The sequence below is a fragment of the Aeromonas sp. CU5 genome (assembly GCF_002586745.1).
Lineage (GTDB): Bacteria > Pseudomonadota > Gammaproteobacteria > Enterobacterales > Aeromonadaceae > Aeromonas > Aeromonas sobria.
The window spans coordinates 3,999,244-4,024,199 of the sequence record NZ_CP023817.1 but is presented as its reverse complement, the minus strand read 5'-3'; the positions used below and the strand labels follow the sequence as shown (position 1 = coordinate 4,024,199).

Annotated in this window: 23 protein-coding genes and 1 tRNA gene; 8 read left to right on the top strand and 16 right to left on the bottom strand. The window is 59.2% G+C overall.

Annotation, left to right across the window (positions count from 1 at the left end; all coding sequences use genetic code 11):
* Positions 1-101 precede the first annotated feature (101 nt).
* On the top strand, positions 102-428 hold the full coding sequence (locus CK911_RS18115; RefSeq protein ID WP_157774569.1) for a hypothetical protein: 327 nt from the start codon (positions 102-104) through the stop codon (positions 426-428).
* A 517-nt stretch (positions 429-945) separates the two neighbouring features.
* Positions 946-1,158 (top strand): hypothetical protein, encoded by a 213-nt coding sequence (locus CK911_RS18110; protein ID WP_040099369.1) that lies wholly within the window; start codon positions 946-948, stop codon positions 1,156-1,158.
* 204 nt (positions 1,159-1,362) lie between these two features.
* Here the strand turns inward: CK911_RS18110 and CK911_RS18105 are convergent, their stop codons facing one another.
* From CK911_RS18105 to CK911_RS18085, 4 genes are all read right to left on the bottom strand, one after another.
* Positions 1,363-2,235 carry a virulence factor BrkB family protein gene (locus CK911_RS18105; RefSeq protein WP_098971711.1) on the bottom strand — a complete coding sequence of 291 codons (873 nt, stop codon included), beginning with the start codon at positions 2,233-2,235 and terminating at the stop codon, positions 1,363-1,365.
* A gap of 176 nt (positions 2,236-2,411) precedes the next feature.
* The gene (locus CK911_RS18100; protein WP_098971709.1) at positions 2,412-3,653 is read right to left on the bottom strand and encodes a malic enzyme-like NAD(P)-binding protein; all 1,242 of its coding nucleotides are present in this window, start codon (positions 3,651-3,653) and stop codon (positions 2,412-2,414) included.
* Positions 3,654-3,909: 256 nt separating this feature from the next.
* Positions 3,910-5,136 carry an aromatic amino acid transporter gene (locus CK911_RS18090; RefSeq protein ID WP_098971705.1) on the bottom strand — a complete coding sequence of 409 codons (1,227 nt, stop codon included), beginning with the start codon at positions 5,134-5,136 and terminating at the stop codon, positions 3,910-3,912.
* 235 nt (positions 5,137-5,371) lie between these two features.
* A complete protein-coding gene (locus CK911_RS18085; RefSeq protein ID WP_098971703.1) occupies positions 5,372-6,805 on the bottom strand; it encodes a DUF2867 domain-containing protein in 1,434 nt (477 codons plus the stop codon).
* A 227-nt stretch (positions 6,806-7,032) separates the two neighbouring features.
* On the opposite strand from CK911_RS18085, the gene CK911_RS18080 reads away from it, so the two are divergent.
* Positions 7,033-8,136 (top strand): hypothetical protein, encoded by a 1,104-nt coding sequence (locus CK911_RS18080; protein WP_172954052.1) that lies wholly within the window; start codon positions 7,033-7,035, stop codon positions 8,134-8,136.
* A 64-nt stretch (positions 8,137-8,200) separates the two neighbouring features.
* On the opposite strand, the gene priA is transcribed toward CK911_RS18080, so the two are convergent.
* On the bottom strand, positions 8,201-10,408 hold the full coding sequence (priA, locus tag CK911_RS18075; RefSeq protein WP_098971699.1) for a primosomal protein N': 2,208 nt from the start codon (positions 10,406-10,408) through the stop codon (positions 8,201-8,203).
* Positions 10,409-10,555: 147 nt separating this feature from the next.
* Here priA and rpmE point away from each other — a divergent pair, with 147 nt between their 5' ends.
* The gene (gene rpmE / locus CK911_RS18070) at positions 10,556-10,771 is read left to right on the top strand and encodes a 50S ribosomal protein L31 (RefSeq protein WP_033129027.1); all 216 of its coding nucleotides are present in this window, start codon (positions 10,556-10,558) and stop codon (positions 10,769-10,771) included.
* 90 nt (positions 10,772-10,861) lie between these two features.
* Here rpmE and CK911_RS18065 read toward each other — a convergent pair whose 3' ends face one another.
* Together CK911_RS18065 and CK911_RS18060 are read right to left on the bottom strand one after the other, a co-directional pair.
* Entirely contained in the window at positions 10,862-11,512 is a 651-nt protein-coding gene (locus tag CK911_RS18065; RefSeq protein WP_098971697.1) for a chromophore lyase CpcT/CpeT, read from the bottom strand.
* A 122-nt stretch (positions 11,513-11,634) separates the two neighbouring features.
* Positions 11,635-13,488: a methyl-accepting chemotaxis protein gene (locus tag CK911_RS18060; protein ID WP_098971695.1), complete on the bottom strand. Its 1,854-nt coding sequence runs from the start codon at positions 13,486-13,488 to the stop codon at positions 11,635-11,637.
* 146 nt (positions 13,489-13,634) lie between these two features.
* Between CK911_RS18060 and rraA the strand changes: the two genes are divergently transcribed.
* Entirely contained in the window at positions 13,635-14,120 is a 486-nt protein-coding gene (gene rraA, locus CK911_RS18055; protein WP_042018316.1) for a ribonuclease E activity regulator RraA, read from the top strand.
* Positions 14,121-14,391: 271 nt separating this feature from the next.
* Here the strand turns inward: rraA and CK911_RS18050 are convergent, their stop codons facing one another.
* The 3 genes from CK911_RS18050 to CK911_RS18040 form a co-directional block, all read right to left on the bottom strand.
* Positions 14,392-15,066: a 7-cyano-7-deazaguanine/7-aminomethyl-7-deazaguanine transporter gene (locus CK911_RS18050; protein ID WP_098971693.1), complete on the bottom strand. Its 675-nt coding sequence runs from the start codon at positions 15,064-15,066 to the stop codon at positions 14,392-14,394.
* 159 nt (positions 15,067-15,225) lie between these two features.
* The gene (locus CK911_RS18045) at positions 15,226-15,513 is read right to left on the bottom strand and encodes a DUF3630 family protein (RefSeq protein WP_098971691.1); all 288 of its coding nucleotides are present in this window, start codon (positions 15,511-15,513) and stop codon (positions 15,226-15,228) included.
* Positions 15,514-15,523: 10 nt separating this feature from the next.
* Positions 15,524-16,951: a YdiU family protein gene (locus CK911_RS18040; protein ID WP_098971689.1), complete on the bottom strand. Its 1,428-nt coding sequence runs from the start codon at positions 16,949-16,951 to the stop codon at positions 15,524-15,526.
* A gap of 105 nt (positions 16,952-17,056) precedes the next feature.
* Between CK911_RS18040 and CK911_RS18035 the strand changes: the two genes are divergently transcribed.
* The gene (locus tag CK911_RS18035) at positions 17,057-17,359 is read left to right on the top strand and encodes a c-type cytochrome (RefSeq protein WP_075113735.1); all 303 of its coding nucleotides are present in this window, start codon (positions 17,057-17,059) and stop codon (positions 17,357-17,359) included.
* Positions 17,360-17,426: 67 nt separating this feature from the next.
* Here CK911_RS18035 and recQ read toward each other — a convergent pair whose 3' ends face one another.
* Entirely contained in the window at positions 17,427-19,262 is a 1,836-nt protein-coding gene (recQ, locus tag CK911_RS18030) for an ATP-dependent DNA helicase RecQ (protein WP_098971687.1), read from the bottom strand.
* 133 nt (positions 19,263-19,395) lie between these two features.
* On the opposite strand from recQ, the gene CK911_RS18025 reads away from it, so the two are divergent.
* Entirely contained in the window at positions 19,396-19,860 is a 465-nt protein-coding gene (locus CK911_RS18025; protein ID WP_172954051.1) for a thioesterase family protein, read from the top strand.
* A gap of 124 nt (positions 19,861-19,984) precedes the next feature.
* On the top strand, positions 19,985-20,512 hold the full coding sequence (locus CK911_RS18020; RefSeq protein ID WP_042018327.1) for a hypothetical protein: 528 nt from the start codon (positions 19,985-19,987) through the stop codon (positions 20,510-20,512).
* Positions 20,513-21,053: 541 nt separating this feature from the next.
* Here CK911_RS18020 and CK911_RS18010 read toward each other — a convergent pair.
* From CK911_RS18010 to potA, 5 genes are all read right to left on the bottom strand, one after another.
* A tRNA-Pro gene (locus CK911_RS18010) sits at positions 21,054-21,130 on the bottom strand.
* Between the two features lie 156 nt (positions 21,131-21,286).
* The gene (locus tag CK911_RS18005; RefSeq protein ID WP_098971683.1) at positions 21,287-21,991 is read right to left on the bottom strand and encodes an MOSC domain-containing protein; all 705 of its coding nucleotides are present in this window, start codon (positions 21,989-21,991) and stop codon (positions 21,287-21,289) included.
* 45 nt (positions 21,992-22,036) lie between these two features.
* Positions 22,037-22,879: an ABC transporter permease subunit gene (locus CK911_RS18000; RefSeq protein WP_042018465.1), complete on the bottom strand. Its 843-nt coding sequence runs from the start codon at positions 22,877-22,879 to the stop codon at positions 22,037-22,039.
* Positions 22,879-23,784 (bottom strand): ABC transporter permease subunit, encoded by a 906-nt coding sequence (locus CK911_RS17995; protein WP_098971681.1) that lies wholly within the window; start codon positions 23,782-23,784, stop codon positions 22,879-22,881. The genes CK911_RS18000 and CK911_RS17995 overlap by 1 nt, the downstream gene beginning before the upstream one ends.
* Positions 23,781-24,935, bottom strand: a complete 1,155-nt coding sequence (potA, locus tag CK911_RS17990) for a polyamine ABC transporter ATP-binding protein (protein ID WP_068978166.1) — start codon at positions 24,933-24,935, stop codon at positions 23,781-23,783. Before potA ends, CK911_RS17995 begins: the two co-directional genes overlap by 4 nt.
* Positions 24,936-24,956: the final 21 nt, after the last annotated feature.

The window sequence follows — 24,956 nt, the reverse complement described above, 5'->3', positions numbered from 1 at the left end:
TTCGCTTTGGCATGGGAGGCTAACGTGGTCAAATCGCGATTATGTGATCTAAGGTGTCATTTGGATTTGTTTTTTTGTGTACTATACCAAGTAGTGTTTGTATGGATATATTTTCTGCTAGGTGGTTGATACATATGGGTTTTTTTAATTTATCGAAAGCATTTGATGATGTTAAGGATGCTTTTGGAGCCAAAGAAACGGCGATAGCCGGAGCTAAGTTATTAGGTAAGGGAGTTGTTAACGTCGCCCAGTTTGCGGCGACAACGGGTCTTGACACCGTACTTAAATCTTCGAGTGAGAAGATTCTAAATAAAGCTGATGCTACCGAAGAACAGCGAATGAATGCCATGGAAGTCCATGAGAGGGCTTGTAATCGCATTGCCGCTCGTAAAGAAAAAGAGCGTCTCGAGCGCGAATCAGAAGGCTAATAGATTAGTCTACGTATAAATAATCAACTAGAGGTGTAGTAAATAATGACAGTTGTATATCGAGCTAAGTGTTCAGATTGTAAGTATGAGTGGACTAGCAGAGCGGGGTTCGGCACACCAGATTACTGCCCTAAATGCAGAAGTAAACATATCAGCTCATCGCCAATAAAGCAGTAACTTAGGTGCTGCTATCAGGGGGCGTTTCAGAATTCTGAATTTAAAGTACGGTAAGCGGTTGACTCGGTGGGCGCGCTCACAAACGATCGTTTGTGAGCAGTGTCAGTGAGAATCCGACCTACGCCAGTGCTGGCATGGGTCGTTACTTTATCAAAAACCACTCTCGTATCACACGACTGAAACAGCCGAGTTTCGAGAACCACGAAAATGCGGTTTCTAGGGGGCGTTATTTGCGCAAAGCAGCGCCGTTGCGGGGCCTAGAATTACTTAACGTACTTTAAATTCAGAATTCTGAGGCGAGCCAAATAAGTTCGACTGGGTAATTATTAGGAGAGATAAAATGGGCTTTTGGGATACAGCAGGCAAGCTTGCAAAGGGTGCTGCAAACGCATTAGAAGAAAAATCTAATGAGCTTCACGCCATAAAAATGCGCTTAGAAAGCAAGCGCAGTGAAGAGCTAAAACGCCTAATAAAAGACGATGGTATTTTCTCTGCGAGCAGCTCAGAAAAAAGCATTGCGATGAAAATCCTCAGGGAACGCGGAGACATTTAAGAAAGGTTAAACAATAGGCGCGATGACGTTTACTCATACGCCGTTAGTCCGCTATGCGCTTAAGGGGGCGTTACGTTAAATCGGACGCACTTTTTCTGACACTGCCATCGAGCAAGATGGCGCGGTCCTCTCAAAACAGAACGACCGCCCCCTCACGGGGGCGGTCGTCGATGCTACCAATAAACCGGTGGCCAAGGCGATGGCTTAGCCCGGCTCTTCGCTAGCCGGTTTCTCGTATTCGCCGAGGCAGGCGGTGGCTTCTGCGCCGAACAACACCACCAGCCAGCTGAGATAAACCCAGACAAACAGGATAGGGATGGTCGCCAGCGCGCCATAGATGGCCTGATAGGAGGGGAAGTTGGTGATGTAGATGGCAAAACCACGCTTGGCCAGCTCGAACAGGGTGGCCGCCAGCAACGCGCCGATAAAGGCGTGGATCAGCCGCACCTTGCAATTGGGCACCACGGTATAGACCAGCAGGAAGGTGAGTACCGAGAAGAGGAACGGCAAGCCGCGCAGCAGCAGATAACCGATGCCGAACAGGCTCTCGGCGCCAAACAGCCGCAGGGAGAAGATGTAGGAGGAGATGGCGATGCTGGCCCCAATCAATACCGGCCCCAGGGTCAGGATCATCCAGTACATGGCGAACGCCTGCGCCAGGGGGCGACTCTGGGTCGAGCGCCAGATGTAGTTGAGGTTCTTGTCGATGGCGGAGATCAGCATCAGGGCCACTACCACCAGCGCCCCGATCCCCACCGCCGTGGTGTTGGTGGCGTTGGCGACGAAGCCGTCGATGTACTCCTTGAGCATGTCCCCGGCAGTCGGCACGAAGTTGTGGTAGACGAACTGCTCCATCTCCTGCTTGAGGCTCTGGAACACCGGAAAGGCGGACATCATGCCAAAGACCACGGCGATCATCGGCACCAGCGAGAGCAGGGTGACATAGGCCAGATAACCGGCGGTGACCGTCAATCTGTCCTGTTGGAAACGGCCCCAGACAAACTGGGCGAAGTGGCGACCATCATGGCGCACAAAGGAGAGGGCGTGGGCCAAACGGCCGCTGATTTGCTGCTGCATCTTGATTCTCGTAAGCATCGTCATGCAGACATTGTGTCAGAGTGGCGCGCTGTTTGGCCACCTTTGACCCCGGATTGCCGCCATATCCGCCCATTTGCTGCACAGGCTGCGCCTTGGGCTGTCACGGGATGCCGCAACAAAAACGGCCCCGATAAAGGGGCCGTTTGCAACGCAGATTACAGCATGTAGTCCGCGGGCAGCTCGGTACGAGCAACGCCGGAGGCCACCGCCGCCAGCGCCACGGCACGGGCGACCCGTGGCAGCAGGCGGGCATCCATCGGCTTGGGAATGACGTAATCCTTGCCGAAGGTGAGCGTGCTCACCCCGGCGGCGGTCAGTACCTCGGCCGGCACCGGCTCCTTCACCAGACCACGGATCGCCTCGACCGCGGCGATCTTCATGGCATCGTTGATGCGGCTGGCGCGGGCATCGAGTGCACCACGGAAGATGAAGGGGAAGCAGAGCACGTTGTTGATCTGGTTCGGGTAGTCGGAGCGGCCGGTGCCCATGATGAGATCGCTGCGCACCCCGTGGGCCAGCGCCGGTTTGATCTCCGGGTCCGGGTTGGAGCAGGCGAAGATCACCGGGTTCGGTGCCATCAGGGCGACCGCTTCGGCGGGCAGCACATTGGGGCCGGAGACGCCGACAAACACGTCCGCACCTGCAATGACATCCATCAGAGTACGCAGCGAGGTCTCGTTGGCGAAACGCTGCTTGTACTTGTTGAGATCGCTGCGGCCGGTGTGAATCACCCCCTGACGGTCCAGCATGAAGATGTTGTGCGGATTGGCGCCACACTTGATCAACAGATCCATACAGGCGGTCGCGGCAGCCCCCGCCCCCATGCAGACGATGCGGCTGTCACTGATGAGCTTGCCCTGCACTTCCAGCGCGTTGAGCAGACCGGCAGCGGTGACGATGGCGGTGCCGTGCTGGTCATCGTGGAACACCGGAATGTCGCAGCGCGCGATCAGCGCTTCTTCAATTTCGAAACACTCAGGCGCCTTGATATCTTCCAGATTGATGCCGCCAAAGGTATCGGCGATGGCCGCTACCGTGTCGATAAACTGCTGGCTGGTCTCGTGTTTCACCTCGATGTCGATGGCGTCGATACCGGCGAAGCGCTTGAACAGCAGGGCCTTGCCCTCCATCACCGGCTTGGAGGCGAGCGGCCCCAGATTGCCCAGCCCCAGAATGGCGGTGCCGTTGGAGATGACGGCCACCAGATTGCCCTTGCCGGTATAGCGGTAGGCATCGGCCGGGTTGGCGGCGATCTCGCGCACCGGCTCGGCGACACCCGGGCTGTAGGCCAGCGCCAGATCGTGGGCGGTCTCGGCCGGTTTGGTCAGGGCGATGGCAATTTTGCCGGGTACCGGCTGGGCGTGGTAATCGAGAGCTTGTTGACGCAGATCGGACATGGGGGACCCCGATGTGGTTGGTGCAAATGAGGTGCCGACAGGGGGCACGCAGAAGGGCGGGGATCATAAAAGAAAGCGGTGGGCATGCCCAGCAGATCATGCTGCTGCCAGCCAGATCAGACCAGTTATTTCAGTACCTTACCCCACCCGCAACTACCACTTTAGTTATAGATGCTGCTATGCGGGGCAAAAAATGGGACAAAAAAGGGCGGCAAGTTGGCCTTGTCGCCCTTTCTGTCAGTGCTGTAGACCTGACTCAGTTGCCCAGATAGACCGGCAGCAGATTTGCCATCGACAGGAAGTGGAACAGCGCGGTCGCCAACCCGAACAGGATCAGCAGCCAGGCCATCAGCTTGCCGCCGGGGGTGACGAAGTGGGGTGTCACTTCACCCCGCTCGGCCCGTGCCCGGGTACGCAGCACCAGCAGCGCCGGGATGATGCAGGTCCAGATGGTCGCGGCGGCACCGGCATAGCCGATGGCCAGCAGGAAACCGAACGGGAAGAGCAGCGAAAGCACCAGCGGCGGCAGGAAGGTAACCGCCCAGGTCTTGCTGCGACCGGCGCGGCTGTTGTCGAACTTGAACAGATCCGCCAGATAGTCGAACACCCCGAGCCCCACCCCGATAAAGGAGGAGAGAATAGCCGCCATGGAGAAGCCGTTGATGGCGCTAGCCACCTTCTCCGATTCAATCACCCCGGAGAGCGCGGAAAGCAGCACGCTCACGTCACCCCCTTGGGCAATCACGGGGGCAAAATCCTGACGGGGCAGATTGCCGAAGATCCCCAGCAGCCAGAGCACGTAGAGCACCAGCGCGATCAGGGTTCCCCCCAAAATGGCCCATCGGGCCTGCTGCTCGTTCTGGTAGTAGGCGCGCAGGGAGGCAACCGAGTGGTGATAGCCAAACGAGGTGAGCGCCACCGGCAGCATCGCCATGGCATAGGGGGCGTAACCGCTCTCACTGCCTGCCAGATCGAGCAGGGTCGGCAGCTTGATATTACCGAGCAACCCGGCCACACCGAGGGCGAAGCTGAGGATCATGAAGGCGATCAGCACCACCGAAATTCGGTCAACGGCGCGGGTCGAGTGCCACACCACCAGCGAGAAGATCGCCACGAACAGCACCGAGGCGAGCTTGCTGTCGATCCCCAGAATCCCCTGCAAGATGGCACCGGAGGAGGTGATGTAGGCGTAAATCAGAATGCCGCCAACAAAGTAGACCGAGAGGTTGTTGAGGAGGTTGAGCTTCTCCCCCAGCAGCTCGCGGGTCACGGTATTGAAGGAAACCCGCATATCGTAGTGCTGGAACGACTCCAGCAGCATCCAGCCAGACAGCGTCATCATCACCATGGTGACGGTCAGTGCCAGCACCGACCAGAGGGTCCAGGCTCCCGCCCCCGAACTCGGCAGACCGAGCATGCCGGCTCCCACGCAGACGCTGGCAATGATGCAGGCGCCCCCCAGAATTGACGGTTTTTTCTTCATAATTCCTTCTTTATTAATTAGTTACACACCTGAATTGCATAAATACCGGGGCATGATGCCAGTCTTTGTCGAAAGACGCACATCTATATCGGGCTGCAAGGCAGCAGGAGCGAGTCTTCCAGGCAGCAATGACAATATCCAAGAGGCATAAGAGAAGGAGCCGAAAGGCGTTTCAGCCTCGGCTCCTGTCTGACATGGATAAGGTTCGGCGATAGGACGAGGGCGCAGTCCGCCCTCAATCCATCACAGGAATGCCGGCTTTCGCCTCCGCCTGTCTGGCGATGGCCTCAGTCATCCCCTGAAAGATGAAGAGGTGGAACGGCAGCATGGCCAGCCAGTAAGCCAGCCCCCAGGCCCCTTGCGGATGCCAGTGGGCCGTCACCTTGAGTCGGGTCAGGCCAGACTCCTCCGGCAAAATAATGAACTCCAGCCGACCCACGCCGGGGGCCTTCATGTTGAACAGCAAGTCGAGCCTGCGCCCCTCATCCACCCCGAGGATCTGCCAGGAGTCGAGCATATCGCCTTTGACAAACTGATCCGGGTTGCTGCGGCCACGGGTGCGGGCCGGACCACCGATCAGGTGATCCATCCACTCGCGCACCACCCACAGCTCATTCATGTAGAAGTAACGCTGCTCACCCCCCAGTTGCTGCAGCACCTCCCACACCACCTTGGGCGAGGCGAGACAGATGGCATCGCCACTGGCGGTACGGTCGTAGAACCCATATTCGGGATGGCGCCAGCGCAGGCCGAGGGGCGTCTGCTGGCCTTGTTGTTCAGCACCGAGTCGTTGCTCCAGCGCCAGACTCTCCGCCAATGCCTCGTCGAAGCTGAGCAGGGTTTGCGGCAGCAGAGCTCGCAGCGGGCCATCATCGGCCGGAATGTCGTGCTTGAGGCCACCCACCAGCGCCTTGGCCACCGGCTGCGGTACCGAGGTGACAAACTGCAGCCACCAGGCGGAGAGACGCGGGCTCAGAAACGGAATGGGAATGATGGGGCAACGCTTGCCGATATGGGCGGCGAACTTCTGCAACTGCTGCTGATAGCTGAGCAGCTCGGGGCCGACGGCGTTGAAGATGTGGCCATCCACCTCGTCGGCCTCTACCAGCCCGCCCAGATAGTGCAGCAGGTTGGACAGCGCAATCGGCGGCGTGCGCGAGCGCACCCATTTCGGCGTCACCATCAGCGGGAGGTTGAACACCAGATCCCGCATCACCTCGAACGCCGCCGAGCCGGGCCCGATGATGATGCCAGAGCGCAGCTCAACCGTCGGCACGCCGGAGTCACGGAACAGCTCGCCACAATGACGGCGGGAGTTGAGATGGCGACTGTTGCACTGCTCGGGCTGGATCGCCCCCAGATAGATGATGCGACGCACCCCGGCGGCGCGGGCAGCGGCGGCAAAGTTCTTCACCCCCTGCTGCTCCAGCCGGTGAAAATCGGCCCCCGCCCCCATGGCATGCACCAAATAGAAGACGGTATCGATGCCCGCCAGCGCAGGCAGCAGGGTGATGGGCTTGAGGCTGTCGGCGAGGCGAAACTCCACCCCCTCCGGCAGGCGGCAAGGGCGTCGTGCCCCGGCAATCACCCTGTAACCCAGGGTTTGCAGGTGGGGTACCAGATAGGAACCGATATATCCTGCCGCCCCCATCACCAGACAGTTACGCATTCACGCGCTCCTCATGTTCGTTGCTTATCACCAACGCGCCATCACCGATGCCGCATGTCAGCCAGAGTACGCAGCGCAACACCCTTGAAGATGTTCAACAACAGCGCCACCATCCAGCCTCTTGCCATCCTGCCACGCCGCCACCTTGCGACATAGTACTAACCACTTCCGTGATTAGTCCGATTTGGTGTTAAGCCTTGCTCATTGACTGGTCGATAACTGACCAGATGTATAGCGCCGAGGGCGAATGTATGCGCATCGATCACTACGACCTCCAGGGGGAGGTGCAATACCGGCAACAACAGGCCCAGAGCCGCAAGGTGCGCAACCTCGGGCCCGTGCCCCCCACTATCAACCCGCCAGATAACCGCACACGCGCCACCTCATCTGACGAGCCGCGAACCAATCTCACCCTGATGCAGGCCAGCGCCCTGACGCTGCAAGCCACCAACCGCGCTGCCACCAGCCCGCAGGCTGGCGCGATGCCAGCCCCGCCCCCGGCAACCGATGTCAAACAGGATGATAACGGCATGCCCGATGACGGACTGGATAACCGCCAGCGGCTGATCAAGCTGATGATCGAGGCGATGCTGGGCCACGAAATCGAGCTGCCCAAGCCGATAAAACCCGCCGAAGAGGGGGGTGAAGGGGTAATGCAAGGAGACGCTGCAGCTCAGGCCGCCGAGCCGGATCAACTGGTGGAGGTGACAGACACCCTGCTGCAACAGGAGCAGCTCAAGGTGGTAGCGTCAGCCAGCGTAGCGACTCGGGATGGTCAGAACTTGCAGCTGGATCTCGGCTTTGTGCTCGACTGGCGTCAGCTGGAGGTGAGCCAGCGGCGCACCACCCTCAATGCTCTCAAGGATCCGCTGGTGCTCAGTCTGGATGGCAAGATTGCCGATCTGACCGAGGTGCGGGTCACTTTCGATATCGATCAGGATGGCAAGGAGGACAGCCTGCCGGGCCTGCGTGAAGGGAGCGGCTTCGTGGCGCTGGATCGCAATGGCAACGGCACCATAGACGATGGCGGCGAGCTGTTTGGCGCCCGCTCCGGCAATGGCTTCGGCGAGCTGGCAACCCTGGATGAGGATGGCAACGGGGTGCTGGATGAGGGGGATAGCCAGTTTTCAGCTCTGCAGTTCTGGCATCCCGAGCACGCCCCCATCGCGCTGGTCGAGCTGGGGATCGGCGCCATTCTGCTGCGCCCCCTCGACACCCCCTTCACCCACCTGGGGGAGAGCGGCAATCAGGGAGTGCTGCGCCAATCCGGCCTCTACCTCACCGAACAGGGCAAGGGGGGCTGGGTGCAGCAGATCGATCTGCGGGTCTGAACCTTGTAACCGAATAATCCGCTCGGTCGCTGGCGAGAACTGCCCGTGACCGGCTCCGGCACCATCAACTCAGCTCGGTGGGATCGATATCCAGACTCCAGCGCACCTTTTTGGTCTCCGGCCAGCCCTCCAGCTCCTTCACCGCCCAATCCAGCAACTGGGCCAGCGGTGCCCGGTTCGGCCCCTGCACCAGCAACTGCATACGGAACTTGCCCGCCTTGCGCTCCATAAAGCCACTGATGGGTCCCAGCACCTGCAGATGGGGATAGCGGGCGCTGCGCAGGGTATCGGCGAGGCGGGTAAGGAACAACTGCACCTCGTCGCGACCCGTAGCCTCAGCCCGGAACAAACTTTGATAGCTAAATGGCGGCAGCCCCAGCAGACGACGCTCTTTCAGCGCCGTATCGGCAAAGTGGCCGTAACCGTTCTGGGTCAGATCCTGCAGCAGGGCATGCTCCGGATGGTGGCTCTGCAGCACCACCAACCCGGGTTTGCTGGCGCGACCGGCACGGCCCGCCACCTGGGTGTAGAGCTGGGCCAGCTTCTCGGCGGCGCGAAAATCGGCGCTGAACAGGGCGCCATCTACATCCAGCAGCCCCACCAAGGTTACATCCGGGAAGTGGTGGCCTTTAGCCAGCATCTGGGTGCCGATCAGGATCTTGTACTTGCCCGCCTTGATGTCGCCGAGATGGGTCTCCAGCTCTCCCTTGCGGCGGGTGTTGTCCCGATCGATACGCACCACCGGGTATTGCGGGAAAACCGTGGTGAGCAGCTGCTCCAGCTGCTCGGTGCCCACTCCCGAGCCAATCAGCTCGTTGCTGCCGCACTCGGGGCAGCTGTGGGGCAGCGGACGCACGCTGTCGCAGTGATGGCAGTGCAGCCGTCGCCCAGCCTGATGCCAGGTGTACCAGGCATCACAGCGCTCGCAAGCAGCGCTCCAGCCACACTGGTGGCAGATAAGCGATGGGGCATAGCCGCGGCGGTTGAGGAACAGCATCACCTGATTGCCCGCCGCCAGATGCGACCCCATCAACTGCTCCAGCTGGGGGGATAGCCCGGCCTGCAGCCGCACGTTCTTGATATCCAGAATCACCTGACGGGCGGTCTGGGCATTGCCGGCGCGCCGGGTCAGGGTGAGGTGGTGGTACTTGCCGGTTCTGGCATTGTGCAGGGTCTCCAGCGAGGGGGTGGCCGAACCGAGCAGGATCGGAATACCTGCGCGATGGGCCCGCATCACCGCCAGATCCCGTGCGTGGTAGCGAAAGCCGTCCTGCTGCTTGAAAGAGCCGTCATGCTCCTCGTCGATGATGATGATGCCGAGGTTGTGAAACGGGGTGAACACCGCAGAACGGGTGCCGATCAGGATGGCGGCGCCGCCATCGCGGCAGGCGAGCCAGGCGTCGAGCCGCTCCCGATCGTTCATGGCGGAGTTCATCGCTACCACCGGCACCTTGAAGCGGCGGCGGAAGCGGTTGATGGTCTGCGGGGTGAGGCCAATCTCCGGCACCATCACCAGCACCTGCTTGCCAGCCCGAAGCAGCGGCTCGAGGATGCTTAAGTAGACCTCGGTTTTGCCGGAGCCGGTGATGCCATCGAGCAAGAAGGCGCCGAACTGATCGCTCTGGCTGGTGACAGTCGCCACCGCCAACGCCTGTTCGCTGTTGAGACGCAGCCCCTCCCCCGCGTCAAAACGGGTTGCCCAGTCACTATCGTGGCTGGGCTCCAGGCTGCGCTTCTCCAGCAACCCCTTTTTCTCCAGCGCAGTGAGCGCGGCACTCTGGATCTCCTCCTGCTTGAGCGCGGATGGAGTCTGTGGCCCCTTGCGCAGCAGGGCGAGGGCCTGCTGCTGTTTGGCCGCCCGCTTGAGCTCGTTGAGGTCGATCGCTATCCCCGCCTCGGTGGCAAACCAGAACTCCAGCTCCCGATAGGCGGCGGGCTCTCCCTTACGCACCAGCACTGGCAGGGCGTGAGGCAGCACTTCTCCCAGCGGATGCTGGTAGTAGTTGGCGCTCCAGTTCATCAGCGCGAGGATGTCGGCCCCCAACACAGGGGTCGTGTCGAGCACCCTTTTCAAGGGTTTTAATTTGTTGCGGGGCACCTGACTCTCGGTTGGGTGATCCACCACCAAACCCACAAGAGTCTGCGGACCGAAGGGGATCTCGACCCGACAACCGGGCGCCGGTAATGGCAGGGGGGAGAGATAGTCGAAGTGACGGCGTAACGGTACCGGGACAGCGACACGAACCAGATCCAGCATTTGGGAACAATTCACCAGGGGTTGCCTATTTTTTCTGCGAAGCCACTTGCCTGATCTCAGGCATTTCCTATATTATTCGCAGCCTTTGAAACTGTGTTCAACAATCGTGTGGTGTCCGACAAGAGATCGGATGGCGACACGGCCTATTAATTGAGGTTGTCCATGAAAGCTAATATTCATCCTGAGTACGTCGCCATCACCTGCAAATGCTCCTGCGGTAATGTCATCAACACTTTCTCTACCCTGGGTAAAGATCTGAACCTGGACGTGTGCTCTGCATGCCACCCGTTCTACACCGGTAAGCAGAAAGAAGTTTCTAGCGGCGGCCGCGTAGACAAGTTCAACAAGCGTTTTGGTGGCCTGACTGCCAAGAAGTAATCTTACTTCTGAAAAATTCTGAAAAAGGCGCCTATCGGCGCCTTTTTTATGCCCGCAATTTTCGTATCCCAGCCGATGGGATACCCGGTGCTAATATCCGCGTTCGCTGCTTTTGCGTAAATAGACATAGCCTTCCCCCGGACTGCCCCAGCGAGACCCTCCCTGATTGTCATAGGCGCGATCCAGCAGTCGAATGCTATTCGGCCCAATCCAGATATGCTGCACTAGCGTGCTGGCCCCGCCAAAGTCGGTAGCACAGTGCCCCACCCGGGTATGACCAGCGTATTCACCGGATGCCGTCCGGCTCAGCCAAATCTCGCAACCGTGACGCAGTGAGAGTTGTTGCGGGGTCAAACTGTCGAGCAAAGCGGGTTGACGCCAGGCACCAGCAAAATCGATAGCTCTGGGCATGGTCAGTTCGGCCATCAGGATCCGCCCGTCAGGGGCGGGTGAGAAGCGATAGACGCGCTGACGGAAGGGACGGATGGAACGCAGGGTCAGGTATTGTTCGGCATAGACCCAGCGATACCCCTGATAGCCGGGCCAGATCTCCCTCAGCCGCAGTTCGGCGCTGGTAAAGCGGCTATCATAGCCAGCCTGCTCCTTGCTCGAAAAGTCACCGCTTAACCAACTGAGCAGCGGCTCCATGCCGGGCTTGAGTGGAGTAGCCTGGGGCGCCGAACCTGCCAACACCAGACAAGAACAGAGCAGCCCGAATGCAGCCACCAGCAACTTTGCCATCGAATCCTTCCGAATCATCATAATGGCGGCGATTATATGAGCGAATGCCCCCAATAACAGCCATCAGGATCAAATCATTGCCACTCAGGGACAAAAACCTCGCAAGGATACCTGTCCGATCACTAAACCCGGTATTTCGCCACCGCCTTGTTCAGTAGCTGAGCTTGCTCGTTAAGGCCCTGGCTGGATCTGGCGTTCTCCTCCGCCATGGTGCTCGACTCCTGGGCTATGTCGCGGATGTTGTTGACGTTGCGGTTCACCTCGTTGGCCACCAGGCTCTGCTGTTCGATGGCTGCCGCTATCTGGGTGCTCATGTCCATGATCAGGGTGACATCCTGGGTGATCTGCCCCAGCAGCGCCCCTGCGGTGCTGGCCTGCTCCGCGCTGCGGCTACCCTGCTCACGACAAGTCGCCATTACCTCGACGATACTGCCGGTCTGTTTTTGCAGGGAACTGATGATACCGGCAATCTCCTGAGTCGATTTCTGGGTGCGAATCGCGAGACTGCGCACCTCGTCCGCCACCACCGCGAAACCACGCCCCTGATCCCCCGCCCGTGCGGCCTCGATGGCGGCATTGAGCGCCAGCAAGTTGGTCTGCTCGGCAATACCGCGGATCACGTCAAGCACAGAGCCGATGGTCTCGCTCTCTTTTTGTAGCTGTCCCACCTCTCGGGACGAGATCTCCAGATTGCCCGCCAGCGAGCGGATCTGACTGACGGTGCTCTCAACCGCGGTGCGTCCCTCCTGCGCCTTGTTATTGGTGGCCTGGGCATTGTTGGCCGCCTGTTCGGTGTTGCGGGCGATCTCCTCAATGGTGGATCCCATCTCGGTGGAAGCGGTCGCCACCATGTCGGTCTCCTGCAACTGGCGCGCCGCCCCCTCGCTGGTGCGTTTGACGTTGGCCGAGAGGTGGTCCGCCGCTTCGGTCAGGGTGTGCACGCTCTGTTTCACATCGCCGATCAGGTTGCGGAACCCGCCCAGCATCACGTCAAGATTGCCTGCCAGTTGCGCCATCTCGTCGGTTCCCTGCAGCTCGATCTTGAGACACAAATCATTATCCTGGCGGATGCGGTTGACCGTATCGTTCACCCGGGTAATGGGGCGGTCGATGCTGCGACCCAGCAATACGCTCATGGTGCCGATCAGCACTATGATGATGCCGCCGCAGACCAGCATCAGCAGATTCAGACGCGCGGTCTGTTGCTCCAGCTGGTCGGCGATATGCCGGTCGACCGCAACAAATCCCTGTTCGGTCTGATGTACCAGTTCGCGCATCTGGTTGCGCAGCCCTTCTTCGTCTTTCAGACCCAACACCTGCATCCCCTGCACCAGGGCAACAAAATCCTGCCGGTACTGCTTGCTGGCCTGCTCCAGCTTGCCGCGATCCGCCTCCGGTAGGGCTGTAAGGCTATCCTGAAAGCCCTTGTGCAACGTCTCGAAGCGATCCAGATACTGGATGTCGGAGCGCAACATGAAATCTTTCTCCGCCCGTCTCAGCTGCAGCATGGTGATGAGCAGCCCCTGCTGATCCAGCTGCTTGAGCCCATTTTCTACCTCATGCACTGCTGCCCGCAGCTTGCCATAGAGGCCATCTTCCGGCCCTAGTCCAATCTTTTGCTGCTGTGCCACCAAGTCGTTGAAGGCCTTGCCATAAGCCGTCATCTGCTGATCCAGCCGAACCAGCTCCACCTGCGCAGCTGCAAGGTTGTCATCGCTGCTCATGTTCTGATCCAGCTGATGAAAATCGGCCAGCCCCTGATTGAAACGTTCGGCAAAAGCCATCTCCTTGCGGATCAGGAAATCCTTCTCGGCTCGCCGCAAATTGAGCATGGCGATCTCCAGCTGGTCCACATGGCGCTGGGCATCGGTCAGATGGCGATTAACCTGACTGGAGTAAAGAAACAGGCCACTCAGCACCATCATGGCGACGGCAACCAGCACGGTATTCAGGATCAACTTATGACGGATCAGCACGGTGGACCTCACACAGACAAAGGATGAACTGCATTGAGCTTAAGCAGAAAAGCCGCGGTGGGTTGCCTGTACAAGGAATATTCATTGAAATGCCCCCCCCACTCCTTATACTGGTTGCACCTGTTTCCAGCCGTGGATTTGACACTATGGAATACAATACTTCTGAACTGTGCGACATCTATCAGGACATGGTGGATGTGCTTGAACCCATGCTCTGCTCCTTCGGTGGCCGCTCCTCTTTCGGCGGCGTCATCACCACCGTCAAATGCTTCGAATCAAATGGCCTGATCCGTGAACTCGTTAAAGAGAACGGGGTCGGTCGCATATTACTGATCGACGGCGGTGGCTCCATGCGCCGCGCCCTGATCGACAGCGACATCGCCACGACGGCGGCCGAGAACGATTGGGAAGGGATTGTCTGCTACGGCTGCGTCCGCGAAGTCGATATTCTGGAAGATCTGGATATCGGCATTCAGGCACTGGCAGCCATTCCGGTCGGAGCCGACAGCAAGGATGTGGGGGAGACCGATCTACCGGTCAACTTCGGTGGCGTGACCTTCCTGCCCGATGACCACCTCTATGCCGATACCACAGGGGTGATCCTCTCCCCCGAGGCACTCGATATCGAGTAAGCCACAGACAGAGTGACGACGGGAGCCTTGGCTCCCGTTTTTTATGCCTGCAACTTGCTGAAAAATGACAAAAAAAGAGGGCCAGATAAACTGGCCCTTAACTGGAAGCAATGTGAGCAATGTCGTGCCTTCACAAGAAGTCCATCACGTTGGAACGAATGAAGTCTTTCCCGGAAAACAAGTTAACAATAATCATTCTCATTTAAATGAGCAAGCGCTATTTGTAGAATAGTGCAAAAAAATTGACCACCGTGAAGGGTGGTCAATCTCATCAGACTTGTCGGGTGGCCGTTTGCAGGCTGGATAATCCGGCCTCGCCCACCAGCTTGCGGCTGAGGTAACGCAGCAAGACGCCGTAGAGTGGCACGAACAAACCAAGGCTTATCAGTAACTTGAATACGTAATCGACGGTTGCGATCTCGACCCAGTGCTCTGCCATGAAAGGATCTGTGGTGCGCCAGAAGGCCACACTGAAGAAGGCGATGGTATCGACCAGATTACCGAACAGGGTGGACGCCGCCGGGGCAACCCACCAGGCCTTCATCAGTCGCAGTCGGTTGAACACCACCACATCCATGAACTGCCCCACCAGATAGGCCATAAAGCTGGCCAGCGCGATACGCGCCACAAACAGGTTGAACTCGGCCAGATTGCCCATGCCCTGATAACTGCCCTCGAAGAACAGCACGGAGAGTCCATAGGAGACCACCAGCGCAGGCAGCATCACGGTCTGGATAATCTTGCGCGCCAGACCGGCACCGAAAATCCGCACCGTCAGGTCGGTCGCCAGGAAGATAAATGGGAAGCTGAATGCACCCCAGGTGGTATGGAAGCCAAATACAGTGATCGGCAGCTGCACCAGATAGTTGCTGCTGGCAATGATCAGGATGTGGAACAACGACAGGCGAACAAGCGCCGTTTGGTACTGCGCAGGGGTCAGATTCATCTTGTGACCTTTTTGGTTAATGGGGTTAGGGAACCCATACCGCCACCATTGGCGATAATCGAGGGGCGAGATTATACGCCCCAAAACCGATAGTTCAATCTCTATGCGATTGCGCTCACCCGGATTGGTCAGTAGCAGAACAGGCCTTGCGGCCGATTGTTACCCCTTGTGTTGCCTGGCGAGCCAGAGCAGCACCTCCCGATCCGCCGGACGCACCGCCTCCAGCCAGCAACCGCTATGATGCTCATACTCCAGCCGAAACTGGCTCCCCTCAAACTCCAGCAGCCAGCTGTGGCGGTCGGCGCCCACATCCTGCTCGAGCGGCTGCAACTCCCACTCTCGCAGCAAGGCCTGCGCCAACACCGGAAACGTGTCCCAGTCGAGCGTCGGGCAATCAAGCATCACCACACCAGCTTCAGTATCTACCTGTTTGATCTGCCAACTCATTCCCTGTCTCTCAGCTGCTGCAGGAGAGCTCGCCACCGCAATACCATGCAGGATCCGGGGTGGCGAGATCCTCATATTCGGGTTGTTCATCATAGGGACGCTGCAGGGCGGTGAACAGCCGCGCGAACGGCTGCATATCCCCTGCGCCGGCGGCATCGATCACCTGCTGAGCCAACGCATTGCGCAGCACATACTTGGGATTGATGGCATCCATCTGCCCCTTGCGCACCGCATCATCGCTTCCTTCGTGCACCAGCCGCACCCGATAGCATTCCAGCCACTCCTGCCAAACGCGCAGATCAGGCAACAGGGCCAGCAGAGACGCGGGCCAGGCACTCTCTCGCGTCACCTCGCCGAGACGGCGCAGGAACAGGTGGTAATCCACCTTGTGAGCTGCCAGCAGCCGGAACAGCTCGCGAAACAGCGCTGGGTCATCCTCCTCCCACACCGCCAACCCGAGTTTGGCGCGCATCAGTTCGGAGTAGTGCAGCATCAGTTGCTGCTCGTACTGGGCCAGCGCCGCAGCCAGCGCATCACCATCTACATGGCCAGCCAGTGCCTGCGCCAGCTTTTGCAGATTCCAGTAACCGACCGCAGGCTGCTGATCTAGCGCGTAGCGCCCCGCAGGATCCGAGTGATTGCAGACAAAATCGGGCTCGTAGGCATCGATAAAGCCGTAAGGGCCGTAATCCAGAGTCAGGCCGAGCAGCGACATGTTGTCGGTGTTCATCACCCCGTGACAGAAGCCCGCCGCCTGCCATTTGGCAATCAGCCGCGCGGTGCGGCGCACCACCTCGGCAAACAGTTCGGCGCCATTCTCCAGCTCTGTGAAGTGGTGGCGCAGCAGATAATCGATGAGCGGCGGGATCTTCTCCCCCTGCCCGCTCCAGGCGAAATACTCAATATGGCCGAAGCGCAGATGGCTGGGGGCGGTACGCAGCACGGTCGCCCCCATCTCGACCTGTTCGCGGTAAACAGGCTCACGGCTGCCCACCAGCACCAGCGCTCGGGTGGTGGGGATGCCAAGGGCATGGAGCGCTTCGGAGGCGAGATACTCGCGAATGCTGGAGCGCAGCACGGCACGGCCGTCGCCAAAACGGGAGAACGGTGTTTTACCCGCCCCCTTCAGATGCAGATCCCAGCGCTGGCCATCCGGCGCCAGCTGCTCCCCCAACAACAGCGCCCGACCATCCCCGAGCCGGGGGCTGTAACCCCCGAACTGATGGCCAGCATAGACCTGAGCCACCGGCTGCATGCCGGGTAGCACTTTTCCCTCGCCACAACAGGCGATCCAGTCAGCCTCGCTGACGCCTCCCAGCCCCAACTCATCCAGCAAAGCCCGGTTGAGATGAAGCAACCGGGGTTGCTGCAGCGACTGGGGAGCCACGGACTCACAGGCCCAGGGCAACTCGGTCGCAAAAGTGTTGATCAGCTTCATGGTTGTGCCATTCGTCCCTGCGTATGCTCGTGTCACTCTTTATACTGCCGTCAGCCATGCTTGCGCTAACTGGCAACCATCATTTTTCAATTCAAGGAGAAGAAGATGCAAAAATGGGTATATGCCCTGCCCTTGCTGGCACTGGCGTGGGGTCATCAGGCCAAGGCTGCAGATATCGAGGCCGGCAAAGCCAAAGCAGCGGTCTGTGCCGCCTGTCACGGCGTGGAAGGCAAGGCGATGATCCCCAACTATCCCCATCTGGCGGGTCAGAATGCCGCCTATCTGGTGAAACAGTTGAAAGCGTTCAAGGATGGCAGCCGCAAAGAGCCCTTGATGGACCCCTTCATGGCGCCGCTGACCGAGGCGGATATCGACAATCTGGCGGCCTTCTACGCCAGCCTGAAATAACCTCGCGTCTGACCCTAGGTTCTTCCGAGCCGCGCTTACAGTGGTCGATTAGGCTGCCTAATCGACCCTAACGACGACAGTAGTCGATGATAAGGTCCATAAAGGCTTCACCGAAACGTTCAAGCTTGCGGTGGCCGACGCCGTTGATGGCCAGCATCTCGTCCTCGGTCATCGGCATCAGCTGAGCCATCTCCACCAGAGTCGCATCGTTGAACACCACGTAGGGCGGCACCTCTTCATCCTCGGCGATCTGCTTGCGCAGGCCGCGCAGCTCCTTGAACAGGCGCTTGTCGTAGTTGGCATTGTCGAGCAGGCCGTTGCGCTTCTCCTTGCGGCTGGAGATAGGCTGCAAGCGGGGCACCGCCAGCTCAAGCCTGGTCTCGCCGCGCAGCACCGGGCGGGCCGCTTCGGTCAGCTGCAGCACCAGATTGCGGGTGATGTTCTGGGTCAGCAGCCCCTTGTGGATCAGCTGGCGGATCACACTCATCCAGTATTCGTGGCTCTGATCCTTGCCGATGCCGTAAGTCGACAGCTTGTCGTGGCCGTGATCCTTGATGCGCTGGTTGAGCGAGCCGCGCAGCACCTCCACCACATAACCCACCCCGAAGTTCTGCCCCACCCGCCAGACGCAGGAGAGCGCCTTCTGGGCATCTTCGGTGCCGTCATAGCTCTTGGGCGGATCGAGACAGATATCGCAGTTGCCACACGGCTTGTCGTTGTACTCGCCAAAATAGTTGAGCAGCACCTGACGGCGGCAGGTCTGCGCCTCGGCAAAGGCCGCCATCACGTTGAGCTTGTACTGCTCCACCTGCAACTGCTGGGGATTCTCGATGTTGTCGAGCAGGCGGCGCACCCGGCCGATATCGGCAGGATCGTAGAGCAGCAGCGCCTCGGCAGGGGTGCCATCGCGACCGGCACGACCGGTCTCCTGATAGTAGGATTCGATGTTCTTCGGAATGTCGTAGTGCACCACGAAGCGCACGTTGGGCTTGTCGATGCCCATGCCGAACGCCACCGTCGCCACCACGATCTCGACGTCATCCTTGAGGAAGGCATCCTGGGTCTGCTGGCGCTGCTCGAGCGGCAGCCCGGCATGATAGGGCGCCGCCTTGCAGCCGTGGCGGGATAGCCGCTCGGCTACCTCCTCCACCCGATTGCGGCTGGAGCAGTAGACGATGCCGCAGTTGCCCTTCTGGCTCTGCACATAGCGCAGCAGCTGTTCGGCCGCCTTGAACTTCTCCACCAGGCTGTAGCGGATATTGGGGCGATCGAAGCTGGCGGTGTGGATGAAGGGGTCATTCAGCTCAAGGCGATGCAGCATGTCGCTGCGGGTCGCCTCGTCGGCGGTGGCGGTGAGCGCCACCACCGGCACCTGCGGGAACCACTGTTTGAGCCGCCCCAGCGCCGCATACTCTGGCCGGAAATCGTGGCCCCACTGGGAGACGCAATGCGCCTCGTCGATGGCGAACAGCCCGAGCGGCAGCTCGGCCAGCCGGTCCATAAACTCGTGCTGCAACAAGCGCTCGGGGGAGACATAAACCAGCTTGATCTCGCCGCGACGCATGGCGGCGAAGTTCTGGATCATCTCCTCCCGGCTCAGGGCCGAGTTGATGTAGACCGCCGCCACACCGTTGGCGCGCAGGCTATCAACCTGATCCTTCATCAGGGAGATCAGCGGAGAGACCACCACCCCGAGCCCTGGCCGCAGCAGCGCCGGGATCTGGAAGCAGAGTGACTTGCCACCACCGGTGGGCTTGAGCACCATGGCATCACGCCCCGCCACTATCTGCTCGATGATCTCCAGCTGGCCCGGCCGAAATTGCTGGTAGCCGAATACCGCCTGCAGCAGGGCAAGCGGGCTCTCTGGCTGAGAATCTGGCAGGATTTCGGCAATCGCGGTCATGGGCTCTCCTTTGGGGTCGCCATTCTAAAGCAGCAGCCGCCCACAATAAACCTGCCATTGCGACTGTTAAGGAACTGTTGCAGACTGGCTGGAGTTTTTACTCGGCTTTGATGACAAGGATTGGGATCAGAGAATGAAACAGATGCTCAAGAAGATGGCGCTCAGTGGTATTGCCAATCTGTTCGCAGAACGGATGCCATTCAACAAACTGATCGGCATGCAGGTAACCCACTACGACTTCGACAAGGTGGAACTGCGCATCAAGATGGACGAGAAGTTGATCGGCAACCCTTTCCACAACATCCTGCACGGCGGCGTCACCGCCACGCTGCTGGATGTGGCCGGCGGCATGATAGTCGCCGCCTCCTGCATCGACGAGCTGGAGGAGTTCTCTCCCAGTTATCTCAAGGAGCGCTTCGCCCGCCTGGGCACCATAGATCTGCGAGTTGACTACCTGCGCCCGGGGCGTGGCAACGAGTTTATCGCCACCGCCCACATTATCCGGGCTGGCAGCAAGGTCGCCGTCGCCCGGATGGAGCTGCACAACGAAGAGGGCACCCACATCGCCTTTGGTACCGGCACCTATCTGGTGGGTTGAACCAAGTTAGTGCATAAAAACCACGCTGCTAATCCACTTTTAATCATTAGATTCCTTACCCCCTCTAGCCGAACAAGGTCCATACTCATAGTCGGGATTGTGTGCAGAGGGAGGATTGCAGGCGATGAGTGCGAAACTGGCGATCAAACCATCCAGAACCTTGTTGACACAGCTCGAGTACATGCTCAACGAGGTGCAGACACCCGAGTGTCGCCACTGGTTGGAACAGGAGCTTGAGGGGTATTCTCTCTCCTCACCCCTGCCTTGGTATCGCATCGTCCCCTGTCGGCAACGCGGACATTTTTTGGATCTGAAAACGGGAAAATATTTGACCTGTCATATCAACAGTCAAACGCTATGCCAACGCGATATGGCCCAAATTCAGTTCATTTATGCCCGAGAACCCGCCGCCCACTATTTACTGCAACGCAATTCCGGCGTTGAACCCTGGCCAGAGCAACTGCTGGAAGATTATCAGGAGCAGTTGATCCCCGGCCATTTATGCCTGCAAGCCTGGCATGAGCCAGTGAGTTCATTACGTGCACAACTGATGGAGGGAATAGAACATTTCATTAGTGAGTACCCCAAGCACGCGGCCTTGCTGCCTCAACACAGTTTCAAGGCATTGCGGCATCAGCACTGGCATATTTGAGTAAGCGCCTGGCGCGCAAGGAGGGCACCATAGACAAGACCCATAGCGAGATTGCCACAATCTAGAGTGCCGGAGTCAGGATCAGACTCCACCGATGGGCCACCAAGCGGTGGCCCTTTTAATGTCCGCAGCAGCCCCACTACCGACAGCTCCATGCACAATAAGCCCCGTCTGCTTATACCCAACCTTTACCCATCTCTTCCATATCTCACTGGCTTACCGCTTCTCTACCCCGCCCTACCCAGAAAGAGTGGGCTGCCATCGCAAGCTGAAACGGATAGCGGATAGCGGATAGCGGATAGCGGATAGCGGATAGCGGATAGCGGATAGCGGATAGCGGATAGCGGATAGCGGATAGCGGATAGCGGATAGCGGATAGCGGATAGGCAAAGTGTGGCGCCGCGCGCCGTGAACCCGCAACATTAACGGGCAATCATGACTCGTAGAGTCTTGGGCTATCGGCAGGTCAGCAGGGGAAATGGCAACAAACGGTAAAAAGCAAATGCAAAAAGGCCGCTCTATTGAGCGGCCTTTTCAAATTTGGTCGGTGTGAGAGGATTCGAACCTCCGACCCCTTCGTCCCGAACGAAGTGCGCTACCAAGCTGCGCTACACACCGATGTCTGCGGGACGGGAATTTACCGAAAGGACCGTGCTGACACAAGTCTTTTCTGCATTTAGCTCAGAAAAAAGCGACCAGATGCTCACCAATCACGCGCCGGATCAGCCTGTTTACCCTGCTGTATCCTGACGGTGACATACTGGCATCCAGGACTCAACCTAACCGCATCGACTCCGGCCCCAGCAAGCGACGCTGCCAGTCCGCCACAGTGCCATGCTCCAGCCAGTCGGCTGCATGCTGGCGCCAGTTGGGGGAGAGGGCCGGATTCTCCAGCAGCAACAGCAAGTCGGCTTCGTTGCGCACCTGATTGAACAGGATATCCGCCGTACGCTTCACCGTCAGTTCGGGATAGGGTCTGTCTACCAGCTCCATGGTCGCGTCGGGCGCGATCATGCCCTCCTCCAGCACCCGCAGCAGCCAGCCACAGCGGCCATTGAGCTGCATAACCTGCGACAGCTGGCCATAGCCAAAGCGCTGGTTGAGCTTGAAGCAGGGGGATCTCGGCTGACTGATCTGGATCAGCGCCTCACCGAGTCGATAGACATCGCCAATGCATGCCTGTGCCTCGGTCAGCCCAAGGCCAGAGAGATTCTCGCCAAAGGCGGCGGGTTGCCAGGGGGTACGTGGCGCAGGCAAGCCCAGCGCGGTTTGCCAGGTCTGCCACCAGAGATAGTGATCAGCAGGATAGTAGTGGAGCGCCCGATCCGGGCCACCGTGGTGGCGCTGGTCACACTGTTCATCCCCTTCCAGACCGGCAAAGGTACAGCGAACTGGCGCAGAAATCGGTTGCTTGTGAATGGCACTGATGAGGCCTGGCACCAACTCGGTGCCGCGACCGCTAAAAAGGGAGATCCGCATACTCATCCTCCAGGTTGACGAGAGTAGGCGGATCTTATCATGACGTCAGACCACGGCCTGCATCTGGATAGTCATGGCAATCTCGGCGCGACGACGCTTCTCCGACCGAGCCATCAGATACCAGCTACCAAAGGTAAACAGCGATACCGACAGCAGGATCAGACTGGCCACCGCGTTGATCTCCGGTTTCACCCCGAGCCGCACCGCCGAGAAGACCTCCATCGGCAGCGTGGTGGAGCCCGGGCCGGAGACGAAGCTCGCCAGCACCAGGTCATCCAGCGACAGGGCGAACGACATCATGCCGCCTGCCGCCAGCGAGGGGGCGATCATCGGGATGGTGATCAGGAAGAACACCTTCCACGGCTTGGCGCCAAGATCCATCGCCGCCTCCTCGATGGAGAGATCCAGCTCCCGCAACCGCGCTGACACCACGATCGCCACATAGGCGGTACAGAAGGTGGTGTGCGCGATCCAGATGGTCAGCATGCCCCGCTCGGCGGGCCAGCCCACCAGCTGGGCCATCGCCACGAACAGCAGCAACAGCGACAGACCGGTGATCACCTCGGGCATCACCAGCGGCGCCGTCACCATGCCGCCGAACAGGGTACGGCCACGGAAGTGGGGGATCCGGGTCAGCACGAAAGCCGCCACCGTCCCCAACGCCACCGCGGCGATCGCGGTGTAGAAGGCGATCTCCAGCGAGCGGAACACAGACCCAATCAGCTGCTTGTTGTCGAGCAGGCCGAAGTACCACTTGAGCGACCAACCGCCCCACACCGTCACCAGCTTGGAGGCGTTGAAGGAGTAGATCACCATGATGACCATGGGCAGGTAGATAAACAGCAGCCCCAGCCAGAGCATCAATTTGGCAAAACCGAAACGTCTCATCATGCCTTGCCCTCCAGCTCTTTGGCCTGATTACGGTTGAACAGGATGATCGGAATGATCAGCACCGCCAGCATCACCACCGCCAACGCAGAGGCTACCGGCCAGTCGCGGTTGTTGAAGAACTCCTGCCATAGCACCTTACCGATCATCAGGGTCTCCGGGCCGCCCAGCATTTCCGGGATAACGAACTCCCCCACCACCGGAATAAACACCAGCATGCAGCCAGCGATAATGCCGTTCTTGGAGAGGGGCACTGTGATCTGCCAGAACCGGGTCAGGTTGCGGGCACCCAGGTCGGAGGCTGCCTCCAGCAGGCTCTGGTCATGTTTGACCAGATTGGCGTAGAGCGGCAGCACCATGAACGGCAGGTAGGAGTAAACGATGCCGATATAAACCGCCAGGTTGGTGTTGAGGATCTGCAGCGGCTCGTTGATCACCCCGATCCCCAGCAAGAAGCTGTTGAGCAGGCCGTTGTTGCTGAGGATCCCCATCCACGCATAGACCCGGATCAGAATGGCGGTCCAGGTCGGCATCATGATCAGCAGCAGCAGCACGGTCTGGGTCTCCTTGTTGGCCCGCGCTATGGAGTAGGCCATCGGATAGCCAATCAGCAGGCAAAGCAGGGTGCTGATAAAGGCCATCTTGAGGGAGCCCAGATAGGCCGCGATATAGAGCTCATCCTCCTGCAGCAACAGGTAGTTGCCCATGTTGAGCAGGATAGTGAGCTGATTGTCTGCCCAGCTCACCACGTCGGTGTAAGGGGGGATCGCCACATCCGCTTCGGCGAAACTGATCTTCACCACAATGATGAAGGGCAGCAGGAAGAAGAGGAACAGCCAGAAGAAGGGGATGCCGATCACCAGCCGGCGCCCCCCAACCCGCTTCAGTCGTTGCACGAACGTCATGATTGCAGCACCACGCCGCTGTCATCTTCCCAGTAGAGGAACACCTGGTCATCCCAGGTTGGCCGCTTGCCGTGGCGTTCGGCATTGGCGATGAAAGCCTGAACGATTTTGCCCGAAGGCAACTTGATGTGATAAACCGAGTGGCCGCCCAGATAGGCGATGTCATAGACCTCACCCTTGGTCCAGTTGAAGTCCGGGTGCTCGATCTCCTCCGGCTTTTGCAGACTCATCAGCAATTTTTCCGGCCGCAGGGCGTAGGTCACCTTCTTGTTCTCGGCGCGGGAGCTGATGCCGTGGCCCACATAGATGGGCTGATCCAGATCGGCGCAGGCGATGATGGCATGATCCTGCTCATCTTCGACCAGCAGGCCGTCGAACAGGTTGACGTTACCGATGAACTCGCACACCAGCCGACTGGCCGGAGTCTCGTAGATATCCATCGGGCTGCCGATCTGCTCGATGCAACCGAGGTGCATGATGGCGATCCGCTCCGCCATGGTCATGGCTTCTTCCTGATCGTGGGTCACCATGACGCAGGTCACGCCGACCCGCTCGATGATCTCCACCAGCTCCAGCTGCATCTTGGAGCGCAGCTTCTTGTCGAGTGCTCCCATCGGCTCATCGAGCAACAGCAACTTGGGACGCTTGGCCAGCGAACGGGCCAGCGCCACCCGCTGGCGTTGACCACCGGAGAGCTGGTGCGGCTTGCGACGGGCATACTGGGTCATCTGCACCAACTTGAGCATCTCCTCCACCCGCGCATCGATCTCGGCTCTGGGCAGGCCATCCTGCTTGAGGCCAAAAGCGATGTTCTGCGCCACCGTCATATGGGGGAACAGGGCGTAGGACTGGAACATCATGTTGATGGGACGCTCGTAAGGTGGCATGTCGGTGATGTCGACCCCATCGAGGAACAGCCGCCCCTCGGTCGGGCGCTCGAAACCGGCCAGCATCCGCAGCAGGGTCGATTTGCCGGAACCGGAACCGCCGAGCAGGGCGAAGATCTCCCCCTTGTGAATATTGAGAGATACGTTATCGACCGCCAGCGTTTCGTCGAACTGCTTGCTTACCCGATCAATCTTCACCAGCACTTCTTTGCGCTGCTGGCTGCCCTCAAGGGCTTTCTTATAGGCACTGGAGGCTATCGCCATTACCAAACTCCCCAACGTGAT

What these genes read in the sequence shown, in the direction of transcription:
- CK911_RS18115 (WP_157774569.1), top strand. Translation starts at nt 102, where the DNA reads ATGGATATATTTTCTGCTAGGTGGTTGATACATATGGGTTTTTTTAAT.
- CK911_RS18110 (WP_040099369.1), top strand. Translation starts at nt 946, where the DNA reads ATGGGCTTTTGGGATACAGCAGGCAAGCTTGCAAAGGGTGCTGCAAAC.
- CK911_RS18105 (WP_098971711.1), bottom strand. Translation starts at nt 2,235, where the DNA reads ATGCAGCAGCAAATCAGCGGCCGTTTGGCCCACGCCCTCTCCTTTGTG.
- CK911_RS18100 (WP_098971709.1), bottom strand. Translation starts at nt 3,653, where the DNA reads ATGTCCGATCTGCGTCAACAAGCTCTCGATTACCACGCCCAGCCGGTA.
- CK911_RS18090 (WP_098971705.1), bottom strand. Translation starts at nt 5,136, where the DNA reads ATGAAGAAAAAACCGTCAATTCTGGGGGGCGCCTGCATCATTGCCAGC.
- CK911_RS18085 (WP_098971703.1), bottom strand. Translation starts at nt 6,805, where the DNA reads ATGCGTAACTGTCTGGTGATGGGGGCGGCAGGATATATCGGTTCCTAT.
- CK911_RS18080 (WP_172954052.1), top strand. Translation starts at nt 7,033, where the DNA reads ATGTATAGCGCCGAGGGCGAATGTATGCGCATCGATCACTACGACCTC.
- rpmE (WP_033129027.1), top strand. Translation starts at nt 10,556, where the DNA reads ATGAAAGCTAATATTCATCCTGAGTACGTCGCCATCACCTGCAAATGC.
- CK911_RS18065 (WP_098971697.1), bottom strand. Translation starts at nt 11,512, where the DNA reads ATGGCAAAGTTGCTGGTGGCTGCATTCGGGCTGCTCTGTTCTTGTCTG.
- rraA (WP_042018316.1), top strand. Translation starts at nt 13,635, where the DNA reads ATGGAATACAATACTTCTGAACTGTGCGACATCTATCAGGACATGGTG.
- CK911_RS18050 (WP_098971693.1), bottom strand. Translation starts at nt 15,066, where the DNA reads ATGAATCTGACCCCTGCGCAGTACCAAACGGCGCTTGTTCGCCTGTCG.
- CK911_RS18045 (WP_098971691.1), bottom strand. Translation starts at nt 15,513, where the DNA reads ATGAGTTGGCAGATCAAACAGGTAGATACTGAAGCTGGTGTGGTGATG.
- CK911_RS18040 (WP_098971689.1), bottom strand. Translation starts at nt 16,951, where the DNA reads ATGAAGCTGATCAACACTTTTGCGACCGAGTTGCCCTGGGCCTGTGAG.
- CK911_RS18035 (WP_075113735.1), top strand. Translation starts at nt 17,057, where the DNA reads ATGCAAAAATGGGTATATGCCCTGCCCTTGCTGGCACTGGCGTGGGGT.
- recQ (WP_098971687.1), bottom strand. Translation starts at nt 19,262, where the DNA reads ATGACCGCGATTGCCGAAATCCTGCCAGATTCTCAGCCAGAGAGCCCG.
- CK911_RS18025 (WP_172954051.1), top strand. Translation starts at nt 19,396, where the DNA reads ATGAAACAGATGCTCAAGAAGATGGCGCTCAGTGGTATTGCCAATCTG.
- CK911_RS18020 (WP_042018327.1), top strand. Translation starts at nt 19,985, where the DNA reads ATGAGTGCGAAACTGGCGATCAAACCATCCAGAACCTTGTTGACACAG.
- CK911_RS18005 (WP_098971683.1), bottom strand. Translation starts at nt 21,991, where the DNA reads ATGCGGATCTCCCTTTTTAGCGGTCGCGGCACCGAGTTGGTGCCAGGC.
- CK911_RS18000 (WP_042018465.1), bottom strand. Translation starts at nt 22,879, where the DNA reads ATGAGACGTTTCGGTTTTGCCAAATTGATGCTCTGGCTGGGGCTGCTG.
- CK911_RS17995 (WP_098971681.1), bottom strand. Translation starts at nt 23,784, where the DNA reads ATGACGTTCGTGCAACGACTGAAGCGGGTTGGGGGGCGCCGGCTGGTG.
- potA (WP_068978166.1), bottom strand. Translation starts at nt 24,935, where the DNA reads ATGGCGATAGCCTCCAGTGCCTATAAGAAAGCCCTTGAGGGCAGCCAG.